Source organism: Nocardiopsis aegyptia (assembly GCF_013410755.1).
GTDB classification, from domain to species: Bacteria; Actinomycetota; Actinomycetes; order Streptosporangiales; family Streptosporangiaceae; genus Nocardiopsis; species Nocardiopsis aegyptia.
In genome coordinates, this window is record NZ_JACCFS010000001.1 from 5,790,275 (window position 1) to 5,807,057 (window position 16,783).

At 73.1% G+C, this 16,783-nt stretch carries 14 protein-coding genes; 10 read left to right on the forward strand and 4 right to left on the reverse strand.

Annotated features, from left to right (window positions below):
- The first annotated feature begins 97 nt into the window (after positions 1 to 97).
- The 9 genes from HNR10_RS25910 (at position 98) to HNR10_RS25950 (ending at position 11,470) form a co-directional block, all read left to right on the forward strand.
- On the forward strand, positions 98 to 2,734 hold the full coding sequence (locus HNR10_RS25910; RefSeq protein ID WP_179827919.1) for a sensor histidine kinase: 2,637 nt from the start codon (positions 98 to 100) through the stop codon (positions 2,732 to 2,734).
- Between the two features lies 1 nt (position 2,735).
- Entirely contained in the window at positions 2,736 to 3,170 is a 435-nt protein-coding gene (locus HNR10_RS25915; protein WP_179827920.1) for a roadblock/LC7 domain-containing protein, read from the forward strand.
- Positions 3,171 to 3,208: 38 nt separating this feature from the next.
- Positions 3,209 to 3,661 (forward strand): DUF742 domain-containing protein, encoded by a 453-nt coding sequence (locus HNR10_RS25920; protein ID WP_312889521.1) that lies wholly within the window; start codon positions 3,209 to 3,211, stop codon positions 3,659 to 3,661.
- The gene (locus HNR10_RS25925; protein ID WP_179827921.1) at positions 3,642 to 4,244 is read left to right on the forward strand and encodes a GTP-binding protein; all 603 of its coding nucleotides are present in this window, start codon (positions 3,642 to 3,644) and stop codon (positions 4,242 to 4,244) included. Before HNR10_RS25920 ends, HNR10_RS25925 begins: the two co-directional genes overlap by 20 nt.
- Positions 4,245 to 4,400: 156 nt before the next feature.
- Positions 4,401 to 5,318, forward strand: a complete 918-nt coding sequence (locus tag HNR10_RS25930; RefSeq protein ID WP_179827922.1) for a sirohydrochlorin chelatase — start codon at positions 4,401 to 4,403, stop codon at positions 5,316 to 5,318.
- A gap of 266 nt (positions 5,319 to 5,584) precedes the next feature.
- Positions 5,585 to 8,947 (forward strand): sensor histidine kinase, encoded by a 3,363-nt coding sequence (locus tag HNR10_RS25935; protein ID WP_179827923.1) that lies wholly within the window; start codon positions 5,585 to 5,587, stop codon positions 8,945 to 8,947.
- Positions 8,937 to 9,398 carry a DUF742 domain-containing protein gene (locus HNR10_RS25940; RefSeq protein WP_179827925.1) on the forward strand — a complete coding sequence of 154 codons (462 nt, stop codon included), beginning with the start codon at positions 8,937 to 8,939 and terminating at the stop codon, positions 9,396 to 9,398. Before HNR10_RS25935 ends, HNR10_RS25940 begins: the two co-directional genes overlap by 11 nt.
- Before the next feature lie 225 nt (positions 9,399 to 9,623).
- The gene (lhgO, locus tag HNR10_RS25945) at positions 9,624 to 10,841 is read left to right on the forward strand and encodes an L-2-hydroxyglutarate oxidase (protein WP_179827926.1); all 1,218 of its coding nucleotides are present in this window, start codon (positions 9,624 to 9,626) and stop codon (positions 10,839 to 10,841) included.
- Between the two features lie 131 nt (positions 10,842 to 10,972).
- On the forward strand, positions 10,973 to 11,470 hold the full coding sequence (locus HNR10_RS25950; protein ID WP_246406417.1) for a hypothetical protein: 498 nt from the start codon (positions 10,973 to 10,975) through the stop codon (positions 11,468 to 11,470).
- Between the two features lie 145 nt (positions 11,471 to 11,615).
- Here HNR10_RS25950 and HNR10_RS25955 read toward each other — a convergent pair whose 3' ends face one another.
- From HNR10_RS25955 to HNR10_RS25970, 4 genes are all read right to left on the reverse strand, one after another.
- Complete coding sequence (locus HNR10_RS25955) at positions 11,616 to 12,314, reverse strand: HNH endonuclease family protein (protein ID WP_179827928.1); 699 nt, start codon at positions 12,312 to 12,314, stop codon at positions 11,616 to 11,618.
- Between the two features lie 127 nt (positions 12,315 to 12,441).
- The gene (locus HNR10_RS25960) at positions 12,442 to 13,020 is read right to left on the reverse strand and encodes a permease (protein ID WP_179827930.1); all 579 of its coding nucleotides are present in this window, start codon (positions 13,018 to 13,020) and stop codon (positions 12,442 to 12,444) included.
- 40 nt (positions 13,021 to 13,060) lie between these two features.
- Positions 13,061 to 13,672, reverse strand: a complete 612-nt coding sequence (locus HNR10_RS25965; RefSeq protein WP_179827932.1) for a TetR/AcrR family transcriptional regulator — start codon at positions 13,670 to 13,672, stop codon at positions 13,061 to 13,063.
- Positions 13,665 to 14,474 carry an alpha/beta fold hydrolase gene (locus tag HNR10_RS25970; RefSeq protein WP_179827934.1) on the reverse strand — a complete coding sequence of 270 codons (810 nt, stop codon included), beginning with the start codon at positions 14,472 to 14,474 and terminating at the stop codon, positions 13,665 to 13,667. The genes HNR10_RS25965 and HNR10_RS25970 overlap by 8 nt, the downstream gene beginning before the upstream one ends.
- Positions 14,475 to 14,728: 254 nt before the next feature.
- Between HNR10_RS25970 and tyrS the strand changes: the two genes are divergently transcribed.
- Positions 14,729 to 16,030 (forward strand): tyrosine--tRNA ligase, encoded by a 1,302-nt coding sequence (gene tyrS, locus HNR10_RS25975; RefSeq protein WP_179827936.1) that lies wholly within the window; start codon positions 14,729 to 14,731, stop codon positions 16,028 to 16,030.
- Positions 16,031 to 16,783: the final 753 nt, after the last annotated feature.

The following is a 16,783-nucleotide window of genomic DNA, read 5'->3' on the forward strand; positions in this document are numbered from 1 at the left end:
TCTGCGGGCACCACGTGGCCTCTCCTGTGCGTACCGTGACAGTCCGCGGTACGGCCACGGCGACCGGCGCTCGCGACCAGTCCGTGGGAGGAACGCAATGGCGCAGCCGGGGGGTAACAAGCGCGGCATCAGGGCCCAGCTCAACCGGATCGTGCTGATTCCCAGCATCACCTTCCTGGTGCTGTTCGTCGTCATCAGCGCGGCGACGCTGGCCCAGGCCGTCTCGCTGCGCGCCGCGCTGAGCGAGGGCCGGGCCGGCATCGAGCTGGCCGAACTGCTGACGCTGCTCCAGGAGGAGCGCCGGATCGGGGCGGAGTACCTGGCCGCGCCCACCGGCGACCGCCGCGACGCGCTGGCCGCGGCGGGAACCGACACCGACCTCGCCGTCGACGACCTGCGGTCCCTGGCCGACGACCTCGGTGACCAGGACGACCCCGCCACCGCCCCGCTGGCCGACGACTTCGTCGACTCCCTCGGGGCCGTGACGGAACTGCGCGCGGACAACCTCACCGCCCCCGGGGACGCCGACGCCGCCCTGCTCGCCTACACCACCGCGATCCACCAGGGCATCCGCCTCTACGCCGGCACCGCGCGCGCCCTCGACGACGGCACCGCCTCCGCCGAGGCCTCCGCCACCACCGACCTGATGTGGGCACAGGAGAGCTTCAGCCACGCCGACGCCGTCATCGGTTCCGTCCTCGCCAGGGACACGCTCACCCGCACCGACCAGACCGAGATCGCCGCCCTGACCGCCGACGCCCGGCACCGGGTCGAGACCGTCCACACCGGTGACGCGGCGCCGTCCGCCGAGGTCGATCCGGCCGATCCCACGGGCACGGCCGGCACCGGTGGCACCGACGCGGTCGAGGAGGCCGACGGGGGACCCAACCCCCTCACCCTGGCCGCCGGCGAGCCCTGGCAGGACGCCCTGTCCATCGCCGGCACCCTGGCCCGCCACGAGGCCGAGGTGGCCGTGGACCCGGTCACCGGCGAGGTGGAGCGCGGCTCCGCGCCGCCCGCCGGCCTCGACGGCTGGCGCGAGGCGGCCGACGCGGTCAACGCCGACCTGAGCGCCATCACCGCCGACCGGGCCGCCTCCGTCGTGGACGCCACCGACTCCGCCAGCACCTGGATGTTCTCGCTCGCGCTCGGCGGCGGCATCACCTCGCTCTTCGCGGGCACCGTCGCCTACGGCGTGGCCGCGCACTCGGTCGGCCGACTCACCTACCGGCTGGCGCGGCTGCGCGCCGACACCCTGGGCACCGCCCGCACCGACCTGCCGCGCATCGTGCGCAGGCTGGAAGCGGGCGAGAGCGTCGACCTCGACACCGAGATGAAGCAGCTCGACCACGGCGACGACGAGGTCGGCCAGGTCGCCGACGCCTTCAACATCGCCCAGCGGACCGCCGTCGGCGCCGCCGTCAAGCAGGCCGACATCCGTGCGGGCGTCAGCCGCGTCTTCCTCGGCATCGCGCACCGCAACCAGTCGCTCGTCCAGCGGCAGATCCAGCTCCTGGACCGCGTGGAGCGCGAGGAGGAGGACCCCGACCTGTTGGAGAGCCTCTTCCAGCTCGACCACCTGGCCACCCGCGGGCGCCGCCACGCCGAGAACCTCATCATCCTCGGCGGCGCCCAGCCCGGCCGCCGCTGGCGCCACCCCATCCCGATCGTCGACATCCTGCGCGGCGCCATCTCGGAAACGGAGGAGTACGCCCGGGTCCGGCTGGTGTCGGTGCCCGACCTGTCCCTGTCCGGAGCCGTCGTCGCCGACGTCATCCACATGATCGCCGAGCTGGTCGAGAACGCCACCGCCTACTCGCCGCCGCACACCGAGGTCACCATCGTCACCGAGACCGTGCCCAAGGGCGTGGCCGTCGAGATCGAGGACCGCGGCCTGGGCATGGCCGAGGACGCCCTGGCCCGTGCCAACACCACGCTCAGCGAGGCACCGGAGTTCGACGTCATGGTGCCGGGCACCGACGCCCAGCTCGGCCTGTTCGTCGTCGCCCGCCTGGCCGCCAAGCACGACATCCAGGTGCAGCTGCGCCCCTCGCCCTACGGGGGGACGCGCGCGGCCGTGCTCATCCCCTCGGCGCTCGTCGCCGCCCAGCCCGGCCCCGGCACCGAGCGCCCCCGCATCGCGGCGCTGGCACGCCGGGACCTGCTCGACCAGAAGGTCTCCCGCGAGGAGCGCGCCACGCGCCGGGCCCGTGACGTGCTCGCCCCCGAGGACACCCCGCGCGGTGCGCGCGCCCTGCTGCGCCCGGTGCCCGCACCTGGCGAGGACGGTCCCGCCGTGGAGCGCCGCAACGGTCCCCTCCTGCGCCAGGTCCCCGACCTCGCCACCGACACCGGCGCCCACCCCCTTGGAGCCGCCACGGACACCCCTGCCCCCGCCGACACCCCCACGGCACCGCGAGACGCCCCCGAGCCCACGCTCCCCGGCAGGGTCGGCGCCCGCCCGGACCGGCCCGGGCTGCCGCGCCGCAGACGCCAGGCGAGCCTCGCGCCCCAGCTCAAGCACGACACCGCCGCCGGGGTCCCGGTCGAACCGGACCCGGGGGAGCGGCCGGACGCCACCGAGCGCAGTCCTGAGGAGGCGCGCCGGATGATGGACGCGTTCAGCGCGGGCACCAGGAGGGGGCGCGCCGCGGACGTCGAGGAGACCGGACGGGAGTACGGCAGTGACCAGGTCGGTGCCAGCACCGATGACCGCAGGGGAGAGAGCGACTGAGATGGTGGGAATGAGCGGGGCCGCGGACAACCTTGACTGGCTCCTGGACGACCTGGTGGACCGGGTCGTCGGAGCCGCACACGCGATCGTCCTGTCGTCGGACGGCCTGCTTCTGGGCGGTTCGCGAGGACTTTCCTCCCAGGACGCCGAACACCTGTCGGCGGTGGCGTCGGCCTTCCAGAGCCTGGCCCGGGGGACCGGCCGCCACTTCGGCGGCGGAGAGGTCCGCCAGACCGTGGTCGAGATGGAGCACTCCTATCTCTTCGTCACCGCCGCGGGCACGGGGGCGTGCCTGGCGGTGCTGGCGACCGAGGATGCCGACGTCGGCCTGGTCGCCTACGAGATGAACCTGCGCGTCAAGCGCGTGGGCCAGTTCCTCACGGCCGCGCCGCGGCGGGCCGGCCACCTGACCGCGATGGGCGGTGCGGGGTCGTGAACCCCTGGGAACGGCCGGGAACCGCCTGGGCCGGAGCGGTGGAGGCGGCGGGGGGCGCGGCGCGCGAGCGCCCCGCGCCCTTCCGGCGGCGCGGCGGGGGCCACCCCACGTCCGAGGGGCCCGCCGCGGGCGTGGCACGGGGGGACGGGCCCTCCGAACCCCTGGTGCGCCCCTACACCCTGACCAGGGGACGGACGCGGCCCCGGTCCGCGGGCCCGGCCCTGGACATGATCACGATCGTGGTGGCCGCCGGCGACCGGGAGGAACACCACCTGGAACCCGAGTACAAGGAGATCCTGCGGCTGTGCCACAGGCCGATCTCCGTCGCGGAGGTCTCCGCGCGGCTCGACATGCCCCTGACGGTCGTCAAGGTGCTCCTGGGCGACCTCGTCGCCGAGGGCGACGTACGCACGCGGGCGGCCGTGCCCGTGACCCGACTCCCCGAGAAGAAAGTACTTCAGGCGGTACTCGATGGCATCCGCAGACTCTGAGACCGGCCAGGGAACGCCGGAGGCGATCCCGCAGGCCGTCAAGATCATCGTCGCCGGGGGATTCGGCGCCGGCAAGACCACCCTGGTGGCCTCGGTCAGCGAGATCACCCCGCTGAGCACGGAGGAGGTGATGACCGAGGCCAGCTACGGGGTGGACGACCTGGGCGGGGTGGAGAGCAAGAGCACCACGACCGTCGCGCTCGACTTCGGCCGCATCACGATCAACGACGACATCGTCCTCTACCTCTTCGGCACGCCGGGGCAGGACCGCTTCTGGTTCATGTGGGACGAACTCGCCTCGGGCGCCCTGGGCGCCGTCGTCCTGGCCGACACCCGCCGGCTGGACACGTGCTTCCACGCGGTGGACTTCTTCGAGCGCCAGGGGCTGCCGTTCGTCGTCGCGGTCAACCGGTTCGTCGGCTCGGAGCCCTACGAGGCCGCCGAGGTACGCGAGGCGCTCGACATCCCGGCCGCGGTGCCGGTCGTGATGGCCGACGCCCGCGACCGCGACTCGTGCCGGGACGTGCTGGTGGAACTGGTCACCCACGTCATCCGCAGCCGGAGCCCCGCCATGACGGGGTGACCCGTTCCGGGCGGTGCCCCGCCGCCGCGCCGGGGCGGCACCCGGGTATACGTTCGGGGGATGCGCCCGGAAATGTGGTGTTGAACGCTACAATGTCGCGGCAGTGACCAAAGCTGTGAACTGGGCACCCCATCCGCCTCTCATCTGAATCCTGGTATGCGAAACTCTGATCGACTTCCTCCACGCGAACTGCCCAAGCGGCGTTCGGGCCGACACCGCAACCCCCTGTCGTTCGACAACTGGTTCGGGACGCCCGCACTGATCATGGCGGTCCCCGGTACGGCCGAGCAGGCCAGGGACGCCGACGGTGGGTCGATCGGTGAGCGCATGGCCGACCTGGTGCGGGCCTACCGCCCCGAGGTCACCATCCGCCACGGCCACATCGAGGGTGACGAGCAGACCCTGGACGAGGCCCTGGCCGGCCTGGAGCGGTCCGAGGGCCGCCCCCTGGCCGGAGTGGTCGTCCCCCTGGTCACCGCGCCGCACGCCGCGATGTCCGCCGCCATCGAGTCGGCGGTCTCCCGCGCCCGTGCCGACGTGCGCGTCACCGAGGGCCTGGGTCCGCACCCGATGCTCGCCGAGGTCCTGCACCTGCGCCTGGCCGAGGCCGGGTTCGTCCGGGCCGACCGCATGCGCCTGATCAGTGTGGTGGCGCGCAACAACACCATGGCCGACGGCGTCGTGGTGGGCGCGGTCGGTGGTGAGGCCGCCGCCGGTGCCGCCGGTGTGTCCGCGGTGCTGCTGGCCGCCCGCCTCGGCCTGACCGTGCTGCCCGCCGACCTGGAGAACCCGGCCGCCGTCGAGCAGGTCCTGGGCCAGCTGCGGCAGGGCGGCTGCCAGCGGCCGGTCATCGCGCCCAGCGCGCTGGGCCCGGAGCTGCGCGCCGCGGAACTGGAGGACCTGGCCGCACGGTTCGGTGCCCGCCTCGGCGCCCCACTGGGTGCCGACAGCCTGCTCGGCAAGATCGCCGCCCTGCGCTACGCCGAGGTCCTGAACTCGCTCGGCGTGGAGCAGCCGCCGACCGCGGAGGAGCTTCCGGCGCCCGTCGGCTCCCGGCACCGGCCGGAGTCCTGAGAACGCGACACGCCGACTCCCCACGTCATCGAGGGCCGCCCGTCCCACGGGCGGCCCTTCGTGTTGCGGGCGGTACGACCTGCGCGTTCGAGGCGGTGTCGATGTCGCCTAACACACGGTCCGTCGGCTTCGTCTCCGCTGTCGGATAACTACTTGTGATTGTTTGACAGCGTACGGCAATGTTTTTTCGATAGCCTCGTCACGACCACGAGCCTCCGGGCCTCCCTACGGGGACGCGCCCGGCACCCGCTCAGGCTGGAGGGGCCATGCGCAGAAACCGCGACCACTCGTCCACGATCCGCGGTCAGCTCACCCGCATCGTGCTGATTCCGAGCCTGTGCTTCCTGGCACTGTGGCTCATCGTGGCGGCCGTCGGCACCGTGCGGGCGGTCCAACTCATGGGCGACGTCGGACGTGCCGCCGAGGGCACCGAGGTCTTCTCCTGGGCCGCGACCGAACTGCGGAGCGAACGCCGCGACACCCTGGTCCACATGGGCCGGAGCGAGAACGAGGACACCGGCGAGCAGGCCGCGGCCGACCTGCGGGAACAGCGCGAGAGCACCGACGCGGCCCTGGCCGAGGCCGCGGACCTGGCCCAACGGCTGCGCGGAGCCCAGGACGACGAGGTCGACCGCAGCGCCGCCGCCGTGGCCGCCGCGCCCGAGGCCCTGGCCGAGACACGGGAGCTGGTCGACGACCTCGCCATCGACCGGGACGAGGCGCTCCTGCGCTACGGCGACCTGATCGGCGGGACCCGGTCCGCCATCACCGCCCTCGTCCACACCACCGACGGGGGAGAGAACCTCACGGACGCGGTCCTGACCCGCGAGCTCATGGGCGCCCACGCCGACTACGCCACGGCCGACGCGCTGCTCGCCGGGGTGATCGCGAGCGGGGAGATGAGCTACGAGGAGACCGCGCACTTCACCTACCTCACCGCCTCCTACCGCTCCACGCTCTCCACGGTCGCCCCGACGCTGTACCCCGGGCTCCAGCGGCGCTACGAGACGCTGGCCGGCCGCGGGGAATGGCTGCGGGCCGAGCAGCTCAGCCGCCAGGTCGTCACCCGGACCCCGATCGTCGCCCGCGACCCCGAGGACGGCCCGCCGCCCGTCGGGGAGCCCGACGCCGAGTGGAACACGGAGGTGGGCGTCGACGCGGCCGCGTGGGACGAGTCCTCGGCCGCCTCCGCGCAGGACCTGGACGCGCTCGCCCTGTCCCAGGCCGAGCGCACGGTCGGCCTGGCCCGGAGCGCCGCACTGCTGCGCGTGACCCTCGGCGTGGCGGCCGCGGTGGCCACGCTCGTCGGCGGTGTGGCCGCCATCGCCGTGGTCAGCCGGTCCTCGCGCCGCCTGACCGACCGCCTCGTGCGGCTGCGCTCGCAGATCCTGGACCGCGACGACGACCTGCCCGACATCGTCGACCGGGCCCAGCGGGGACAGAAGGTCGACGTCCAGGAGGAGCTGCCCCCGCTCGACGACATCGGCAGGGACGAGATCGGGCAGGTGGCGGAGGCCTTCGACTCCGCCCAGCTGACCGCCGTCGAGGCGGCCGTGCGCCAGGCGGAGATCCGCCGCGGCGCCAACCGCGCCTACCTGGGCATCGCCTTCCGCAACCAGAACCTCGTCCAGCGGCAGCTGCGCCTGCTCGACGAGATCGAGTACAACGAGCAGGACCCGGAGGCGCTGCGCCGCCTCTTCCGACTCGACCACCTGGCCACCCGGGCACGGCGCTACGCCGACAACCTCATCATCCTGGGCGGCGGCCAGTCGGTGCGCCGGTGGCGCCAGCCGCGCCCGCTCGTGGACGTGCTGCGCGCCGCCATCGCCGAGACCGAGGACTTCGACCGGGTCCGCCTGACCTCCGCGCCCCGTGTCCTCATGCACGGCCAGGCGGTCGCCGACGTCGTCCACCTGCTCGCCGAGCTGGTGGAGAACGCCACCCAGTTCTCGCCGGCCGGCGCGCCGGTGGACGTCAGCTGCGCCCCGGTGGTCGGCGGGCTGACCGTGGAGGTGGAGGACCGCGGGCTGGGCATGTCCGAGCACGGCTACGCGGCCGCCGAGCGCACGCTCACCCAGCCGCCGGAGTTCGACGTGATGGAGCTGCCGGAGGACCCCCGCCTGGGCCTGTTCGTGGTGGCCCGACTGGCCGAGCGGCACGGTATCCGCGTGTGGCTGAGGCCCTCCTCCTACGGCGGGACCAGGGCCACGGCCCTCCTGCCGGAGTCCTTGCTCGAACCGGTGGAGAGCCCCGTCGCGGTCCCCGCCGCGGGGCCGGGCGGCGCCAACCCGGCGGACGCCCGACCGCACCCGAGGACGGGGGCCGAACCCCCGAGCGGGCCCCAGGCCTCCGTGCAGCCCGCGCCGGATCGGACGCCCGTCACGGGTCCCCAGCCGCACGTGGGTCCTGAGGGTGTGCCCGGCCCCTGGGGCACGCCGGGCGATGGTGCGGTACCGGTGTCCAGGACGGGTCCGCAGCGTCCGGTGTCGGTGACCGGTCCCCAGCGGCCCGTGGGTTCTGGTGGCGAGGACGCCTTCGCGAGTCCGGGGAACGCGGGCCGTCCGGGTGGAAGTCCGCCGGACGTGTCGATGTCGGGGCCCCAGCAGAGCGCCGACCACCGAGGCGTTCCCCGGGCTTCGGGGGGCACGGGGCACCCGGAGGGAATCCCGCCGGACGCGTCGGTGACCGGTCCTCAGCCGCACGTGGGCCCTGGTGGTCGGGGCGGGGGCCCGTTCGGGTCCGCCGGTGAGGGTGCGGGGTCGGCGCCCTGGACGGGTCCGCAACAGGGCATCGGTCGGCGTCGTGCGGAGAACCCCCGGGGTTCGGAGTACGCCGGTCGTCCGGGCGGCGTCCCGGCGGACGTGTCGATGTCGGGCCCGCAGCCACCCGTCGTCCCACCTGGTGAGGGTGTTCCCGGCGCTCCGCCCGGGGCGCCGGGTGAGGGCGTGGGACCGCTGTCCAGGACCGGCCCGCAGCACCCGGTGTCGGTGACGGGCCCGCCGTGGCCGGTCGTGCCCGGCCCGGACGGCGCCGGTGTCCAGGGGGATCCCGGGCGGTCGCCCTGGCCGGAGGACCGGCCCGCTCCCGCGCGCCCGTGGGGCGGTGACGGCGGCCCGACACCGAACGGTTCGCGGCACGCCGCCCAGCAGAGCGATATCGACGCCCTGGTCGCACTCTCCCAGCCCCGACCGCCGAGGGGACGCGGCCCGCACCGACCGCAGGAGGGTCCGGACCACGCCGCGTGGCCGGGGGAGGGACCGCACCCGGTGTCCCTCAGCGGCCCCCAGATCCCCGTGCCGCACAACGACCCCACCAGTCCCGAAGGGACGGCACCCCCCGAGGCGCCGATGCCCGATCCCGCCGCCGACTCCCGCCCGCCGTTGCCCAAACGGGTGCCTTCGGACACCGGTCCCGCCACAGGCGCGCAAGCGTCGGTCACACGGCCCGGTCCCGGGCACCCGGGATGGCCGCACGAACCACAGGTCCCACCCGACCCCGCACCGCCGGGCCCGCCACAGGCACACCGGAACCCGCTCGACGCACCGGGGACGGCCTGGCCCACCCCGCCCGACGGCTTCGGCCGTGTCCTCGCACCCGACACACCACCGGAGGCGCACGATGAGAGGTGACGGCGCCGAGGCCCGCCACGTGGTCGGCCACGTCCCCGATCCGACGCCTCCGGTGGCGCCCCGGTCTCCGGAGCCGCCCACGGTCGCCGAAGAAGAGGAGACGGAGCGGTTCCTGCGGCCCTACGCCGTGGAAGCCGGAACCGTCGACCGTCCCGCGGCGGACGCGGCCGAACCCCAGGACGACGTCGACATGCTCACGCTGCTCGTCGCCGCCCGGCTGCCCGGGGAACGCGAAGCGCTCCGTCCCGAACGCGAGACCATCCTGCTGCGGGCCGTGCGCGCCCGCACCCTCGCCGAACTCGCGGCGGAGGTGCGTCTGCCGGTGGGCCAGGTCAGGAGCATCGTCGCGCGGATGATCGCCGACGGATCCCTCCAGCGCTGCGGACCCTCCCGGCCACTGGAGCGCCAGGACATCCTGCACGCCGTGCTGGTGGGCCTGCGCTCGTTGTGATCCCGGGCACCCGCGCGCGGCCCCGGCCCCGCCCCCGAGTATCCGACCCTGACCACCCGGACTCGACCGCCCGGCCCGACCACGGCCCCGACCGCTCCGACTCGACCGCCGGCCCAGGCCGCCCGGCCCGACCTCGACCACGCGGCCGCGGCCGTGGCCGACCGGGCCGCCGACCGACCGTGCCCCGGACGACCCGGGCGGCCCCCGGGTTGCTAGCGTGCGGCCATGCGCAGCAGCGAACACATCGGCGTCGTCGGCGCGGGCATCGTCGGCCTCGCCCTGGCCCGCCGGCTCCTCCTCCAACGCCCCGGCATCCGCGTCACCGTTCTGGAGAAGGAGGACAGGGTCGCCGCCCACCAGACCGGACACAACAGCGGAGTCGTCCACGCCGGCCTCTACTACAAGCCCGGATCCCTCAAGGCCACCCTCTGCCGCCGCGGCGTCGGCCTGCTGCGCGACTACTGCGCCGAGTACGGGCTCCCCTACGACGAGGTCGGCAAGGTCGTCGTCGCCCTCGACACCGAGGAGGAGGCCCGGCTGGACGACATCGAGCGCCGGGCCGAGGAGAACGGCGTCCCCGGCGTCACCCGGCTCGGCCCCGAGGCCCTGCGCGACCTCGAGCCCCACGCCGCCGGCGTCGCCGCCCTCCACTCACCCACGACCGCCATCACCGACTTCGTGGCCGTCGCCGAGCAGCTCGCCGACGACGTTCGCCGTTCCGGCGGACGCGTCCTGCTCAATACCCCCGTCCTGGACCTGCGACAGGAGGACGACGGCGTACGCGTGCTGACCGGTGAGCCGCGCGGCGAACGGCACGTCCACCGCTTCGACCGGCTCGTGGCCTGCGCCGGCCTGCAGAGCGACCAGCTCGCCAGGATGGCGGGCGCCGGACCGGATCCGCGCGTCGTCCCCTTCCGCGGTCACTACCACGAACTCGTCCCGGAACGCCGCCACCTCGTGCGGGGCCTCATCTACCCGGTGCCCGACCCCCAGTACCCCTTCCTCGGCGTGCACCTGACGCGGCACGTCCACGGGGAGGTCATGGCCGGCCCCAACGCCGTACTCGCCACGGCGCGCGAGGGCTACCGCTTCCGGGACCTGGAGAGGGGCGAGTTCGCCCAGACCCTCGCCTGGCCGGGCTTCTGGCGGCTGGCGCGTCGGCACTGGGGCACCGGGGTGCGCGAGTCCCTGGTCTCCGTGTCACGGACGGCGTTCGCCCGGCAGGCGCGGCGGCTGCTGCCGGAGATCACCGGCGCGGACCTGCGTCCCGCGCAGGCGGGAGTGCGGGCCCAGGCCCTGGGGCGCGACGGCTCCCTCGTGGACGACTTCCGGGTGGACGCCCACGGTCGTGTGGTGTGCGTGCGCAACGCCCCCTCGCCCGCCGCGACCTCCGCGCTGGCCATCGCCGAGTACCTCGCCGACACCCACGTCCCACCCCGCTGAGGTGCCCGGCGAGGTGTGTCGGAGCAGGGTTGTCCACAGGCTGGAGCTCACTCTGGTACTGGCCTCCGACTCCGCGGAACATGGAAGGCAGGTGGTCCGGGAGGGGCCCGCGACCACCGTCGGGGGTGACCATGTTCGTTGTCCGGTGGGCCATGGTGGCGTTGGCCACCGCGCTCGTGTTCGTACTCACGGCGGCCGCGGTCGCCACCGACCCACGAGGGGGAGAGTTGGACGGCTTCGCCATCGGGCACCTGCCCGACCAGATCGACGATCGGACCGAGGTCGCGGACTTCGCCTACGAATGGGAGGACGTGTCCTTCTCCACGCGGGTGTGGGAGCGGAGCCTGGAGGGCGGGGGAGCGCAGGTCGTCCTCCAGGTCCTCGTCCTGCGCGGCCCACGGCTCACCGACCTGCCCGCCGTGCGCGAGTTCCTGACGGAGTACCACGAGCGCTCACCGGACACCTGGGACCTCAGCGCGTTCGACAACAACGGGGTCGAGGGTCTGCGGGGCGAGACGGAGGCCTTCTGGTGTCCCGAAGCCGGGGTGGCGGTGGAGGTCCGTGACGCCTTCGGGCTCCTCGGCGCGGAGGAACTCCTGGCCACCGCCCGCGGGATCACGCCGGAGTGACCCTCTCACGGGTCGGCCCCGGCCCGTGACGGCCGGGGCCGTGGCACGCCGGGTCGCACACGCGAGTCCGTCCCTCTGCCGTCCCTGGACGGTCGCCGCCGGGCCGGTCAGGCGTGCGCGACCCGGTCCGGCGACGTACGGGGGCTCAGCAGCCGGCGAGCACCTCGCGCAGCGCCGTCTCCTCGTCGGGGTCCACGGTCAGGTCCCACTCGTGCTTGACCTCGATCCATGCCGCCACGTACTCGCAGTGGAAGTCCTCGCTCGGCGGCATCCAGTCCGAGGGGTCGGAATCACCCTTGGACCGGTTGCTGGACGCGCTCACCGCCCACAGCTGGGGAGAGCGCTCCAGGTCGTTGGCGAACTGCTCCCGTTGCTCGGTGCTCCAGGCGTGCGCGCCCGAGCGCCAGCCCTCTTTGAGCGGCACCATGTGGTCGATGTCCAGGTCACCGGAGTCGGTGAAGCTCTCACCGTCGTAGACGCTGTTCCAGGTGCCCGACACCGCCCGGCACTCGTCGTCCGCCTCCACGTCCTGGCCGTCGCGGGCCAGAACGGTCTCCCGGGTGTTGCACCCGCTCTCGACCGTGCTCCAGTGCGGGAACATCGCCCGGTCGTAGCCGGGCGGGTCGTTCTCGTCCTCGATGCGGATCTCGTCCAACCACGCCGACGCCTGGTCGGTGTCGGAGGCCGAGGCCGCGGCGTCGTTGGACGCGGCGTCCCCGCCCGAGGCGTCCAGGCCCTCCAGGTCGATGACGCCCAGTTGGTAGAGGACGAACGCGGCGACGGCGAGGACACCGACCGCGGTGGCGGCGAGGCTGGCGCCTCTGGGGGATGGCTTCTTGGGCATGGAGGACTCCAACACTGCTGTGCGATCCGCGCGGGCGGGGGCCGTTCCGGCACCTCAAGCTTGGACCATGACCACTGATCACCGAAACCGTGCTCGGGGTCAGGGCATCGTCACCGCACCGAATCGTTCACGAGGTGAGGTCGAGGACCAGCGATCCGACCAGGAGCAGTGTGATTCCCGCGCTGTAGGCCCAGGCCCGGCCGCGGTTCGGCGTGTCCCGGAACGTGCGCCAGGTGTAGAGCGCGGAGCCCGCCACCACGAGCAGCCCCTCGACCACCGCCGTCACCAGGGGGAACTCCCACAGCCCGAGCCCGAGCGACGGCAGGCCGCCCGCGCCGCCCGGAAGGACCGCGATGTCGGGTCGGTGCACGACCAGGTCCAGTAGCCAGTGGCTGAACACCACCGCTGCCAGGACCGCACCCGCGTCGCGTCCCCACCGATCACGCAGGAACAGGTGCACCAGCGCGCCCACCAGGGTGGCCAGCACCACATTGCTCACCAGCGCGTGGGTGAAGGGCGCGGTGATCCACATCGATCCGTAGCCCGACAGGCCGGGCTCGGCGGGCTCCATGCGCTCGACGCCGGTGAGGGCGAGGGGGAGGAAGAGCAGGTCGGGGAGTTGGGCGGCGACGAGCAGCGCGCCCATGGGCAGGGCCGGCCGCCACGCCTTCACCATGCCCGCGATGCCGAAGTGTCCGGCCAGCATGAGTCCCTCTTTCGTCTGCTTCGTCGATGGAGTGCCCCGTCTACCGGTCGCTCTCTTCGGCCTCAGCCGCCCCCGGTCCGTGCCGCGCCGCCGGCCAACTCTCGAAGGCGCGGACGAATCCCTCCACCAGCAGCCGGTAGCTCTCGTCCAGGTCCTCAGGCAACCGGAACCCGCCGTTGGCCTCCAGGTGGACGAACCCGTGCAGCGCACTGCGCAGTGCCCGGATCGCGTGAACGGCCTGGTCGTCCCCGATCCCGAAACCGCGCAGCACGGCCGCCAGTACCGAGACCGGGGCGGCGGCGACCCGCTGGGCCTCCGCGTCGTCGGCCCCGGGGGCGTGTTGGAGGGCGGCGTAGCGACCGGGGCGCGCGCGGGCGTAGCCGCGGTAGGCGTCGGCCGCCGCCCGCAGCGCCGGTGCCCCGGACCGTCCGACGGCGGCTTCGCGCAGTACCTCGGCCAGTTCGGCCATGCCCATGAGGGCGACCTCGCGCCGCAGGGCCGCCAACCCGTCGACGTGTTTGTACAGGCTCGGTGCGGCCACCCCCACACGCTTGGCGAGCGAGGACAGCGTCAGCGCGTCGAACCCCTCCTCGTCGCAGAGCCGCGCGGCCTCCTCGGCCACCACGCGCGGACTGAGACCCGCCCTAGGCATCGGCACCGACCTCCGCGATCAGCCGCAGCACGCCGGCGGCGACCACGTCGGGCCGCTGGGACTGCGCGTAGTGCCCGCTCTCGGGGACCATCTCGACCGCACCGTCGATCACCGAGGCCGCCCACTCCGCCTCCGCTCGCGGGTCCGCCCAGTCGGGGTCCTGTTCGCCCACCATGACCAGGGCCTTCGCCCTGAGACCGGGCGCCGTCAGCACCTCTTCGTTGGGCCCGAAGATGGTCGCCCGCACCGCCCGGAAGCGGTCGGCGGGGCGCAGCATCGCCACGATGCGGGCCTTCTGCTCCCGGTGCCCCTCGGGAACGCGTCCCTTGTGGAGGCTGGCGTAGAAGGCGGCCACGGTCCACGGCGCCCAGGGGCGGGCGACGAGGAGTCGCTGGAGCAGCTTCATGGCGGGGCCGGTGGGGGCGGTGCGCAGGAACGGGCTGATCAGGACGACACCGGCGACGAGGTCCGGGCGCTCCAGGGCGGCGATGGTGACGGCCGCTCCGCCGAAGGAGTTGCCCACCATGACCACGTCGCGACCGTCGAGCCCCTCGGCCAGGGCGATGGCGTCGGTGGCGGCGGCGCGGTTGGTGTAGGCCTCGAACGTGGTGTCGCTGTCACCGTGCCCCCGCAGGTCCATCACGGCCACCCGGTGTCCGGCGTCGGCCAGCCGTTCGGCCACGAAGCGGAAGGAGGCGCGGTGGTCGAACATGCCCGGAACACAGACCACCAGCCTTCCGCCGTTCCCGGCTCCGAAGAGGTCGTAGGCGATCCGGCCCTGGGGGCGGTCGAGGTGGTGCATGGGGGCCTCCTCAGTCTTGGTTAAGCCTTATAGCCAAAAAGCTATGCCTATTAGCCAAGGTGCGTCAAGGCCCCAGCGCCCAGGAGTTCCGGAGGTGCCCGGGCACGGTCGTGCCCGGTGTGGCGGCGCGCGTGTGACCAGCGTTCGGGGCAGCCGATAGCGTGGAGGAAAACCGGGTGATCCGCCGTGGCAGCCGACCTAGACTGCAAGGCAGATCGGGCCGCGGGCCCGCCTACACGACAGAGAGCAACACAGTGACCGACATCATCGACGAACTCCAGTGGCGCGGCCTGGTCGCGCAGACGACCGACATTGACGCACTCCGCAAGTCGCTCGCCGATGGTCCGATCACCCTGTATTGCGGATTCGACCCCACGGCGGGCAGCCTGCACGTCGGCCACCTCACCCAGATCCTCACCCTGGCCCGCTTCCAGCAGGCCGGACACCGACCGATCGCCCTGGTCGGCGGCGGTACCGGGCTCATCGGGGACCCCAAGCCGTCGGCCGAGCGCCAGATGAACTCGGTGGACACGGTCGAGGGATGGGTCGGCAACCTGGCCGGACAGCTGTCGAGGTTCCTGCGCTTCGCGCCGGAGGGCGAGCACGCGGCACCCACCGACGCGATCCTGGCAAACAACCGCGAGTGGCTCGGTGAGATCAACGCCATCGAGCTCCTGCGCGACGTGGGCAAGCACTTCAGCATCAACCAGATGCTCGCCCGTGAGACCGTGCGCAGCCGCCTGGACGGCGAGGGCATGAGCTACACCGAGTTCAGCTACGTGCTGCTGCAGTCCTACGACTACGTCCAGCTCTACCGGCGCTTCGGGTGCACCCTGCAGACCGGCGGCTCGGACCAGTGGGGCAACATCACCGCGGGCCTGGACCTGGTCCGCCGGATGGACGGCAACCGGCCGCACGGGCAGGCGCACGCGCTGACCACGAACCTGCTCACCAAGGCCGACGGCACCAAGTTCGGCAAGACCGAGACGGGCACCGTCTGGCTCGACCCCGAGCTGACCTCGCCGTACGCCTTCTACCAGTTCTGGTTCAACGCCGACGACCGTGATGTCGTGCGCTATCTGAAGGTGTTCAGCTTCCTCGGCGAGTCCGAGATCGCGGACCTGGAGCGCCAGACGCAGGAGCGCCCGCAGGCCCGTGCCGCCCAGCGTGCGCTGGCTGAGGAGCTCACCACTCTGGTGCACGGCGAGGAGGAGTGCCGCAAGGCCGTCGAGGCCAGCCTGGCCCTGTTCGGGCGTGCGGACCTGTCCGAACTGGACGGGCGCACGCTGGACGCGGCCCTGGCCGAGGTGCCCCGGACCGAGCACGACGGGTCGGTGGCGGACCTGCCGTCGATCGCCGACCTGTTCGCCCAGTGCGGTCTCACCCCGAGCAAGTCCGCTGCCCGCCGGGCCATCCAGGAGGGCGGTGCCTACGTGAACAACGTCAAGGTCACCGACGTCGAGGCGCGCGTGGGCAGCGAGGACGTGCTCCAGGAGCGCTTCGTGGTGCTGCGCAAGGGCAAGCGCAACATCGGCGGGGTCGTCCTCACGGGCTGACACGGAGCGAACGCTCGACCGGCCGGCGGGGTCGGTGCGCCACGGGTGCACCGACCCCGCCGTCGTCCGGAAACAGGGCGGTTCCCGACGCACGTGCGTCGCCTTCGGAGGCGTGCTCGGGGATGGGCGTGGCGGGCTCCAACGGGGACGGGCACGGCAAGAACGGGCTCAGGAAGGGGCCCAGGACCGGGCCGCCGGCGAGGACTTTGCTGTGACTTGCGTGTTTCGAGGGGGAATCCTGAGGGAAAGACGCTGGTTGGAACACAACGAGAGCCGACGCGGACCCGCGACCCCCGAGGATCGCGCCCGTCAGGAGAGCGAGAAGCCGCCCGCCACGGGCGCCGAAGTCCCGGATCGCGGGGAGCAGCCCCGCTCCGGGCTCTGACTTGACGTCTGCTCCCAGGACGCCTAAAGTAGGTCGAGTCGCCAAGGGACGGCGAGCGGCTCTCCGAGTCGACTCAGAACCGGACCTCGACCGGATGGGAACTTGATCCATTCGATCGTGTCGCGACACTCAGACACTTTTCCAGCAACACCGGTCCGAGCACTGATTCGGTTCCGGTAGGCTCGGGGAGTTGCTTCGAACGCCGGGCGAATTCGCCAGGTCGGAGAAGCGGAACGGGCTTTACCCCGATCAATTGCTCCGAAACCGCCGATTTGGCGGGGCACGGAACACCTGATAAAGTAAAGACACAACACAGCGAAGAAGCCGCTCACGCGGTGGAAACGCAGACCAGCCTTCCACGGAAGAGC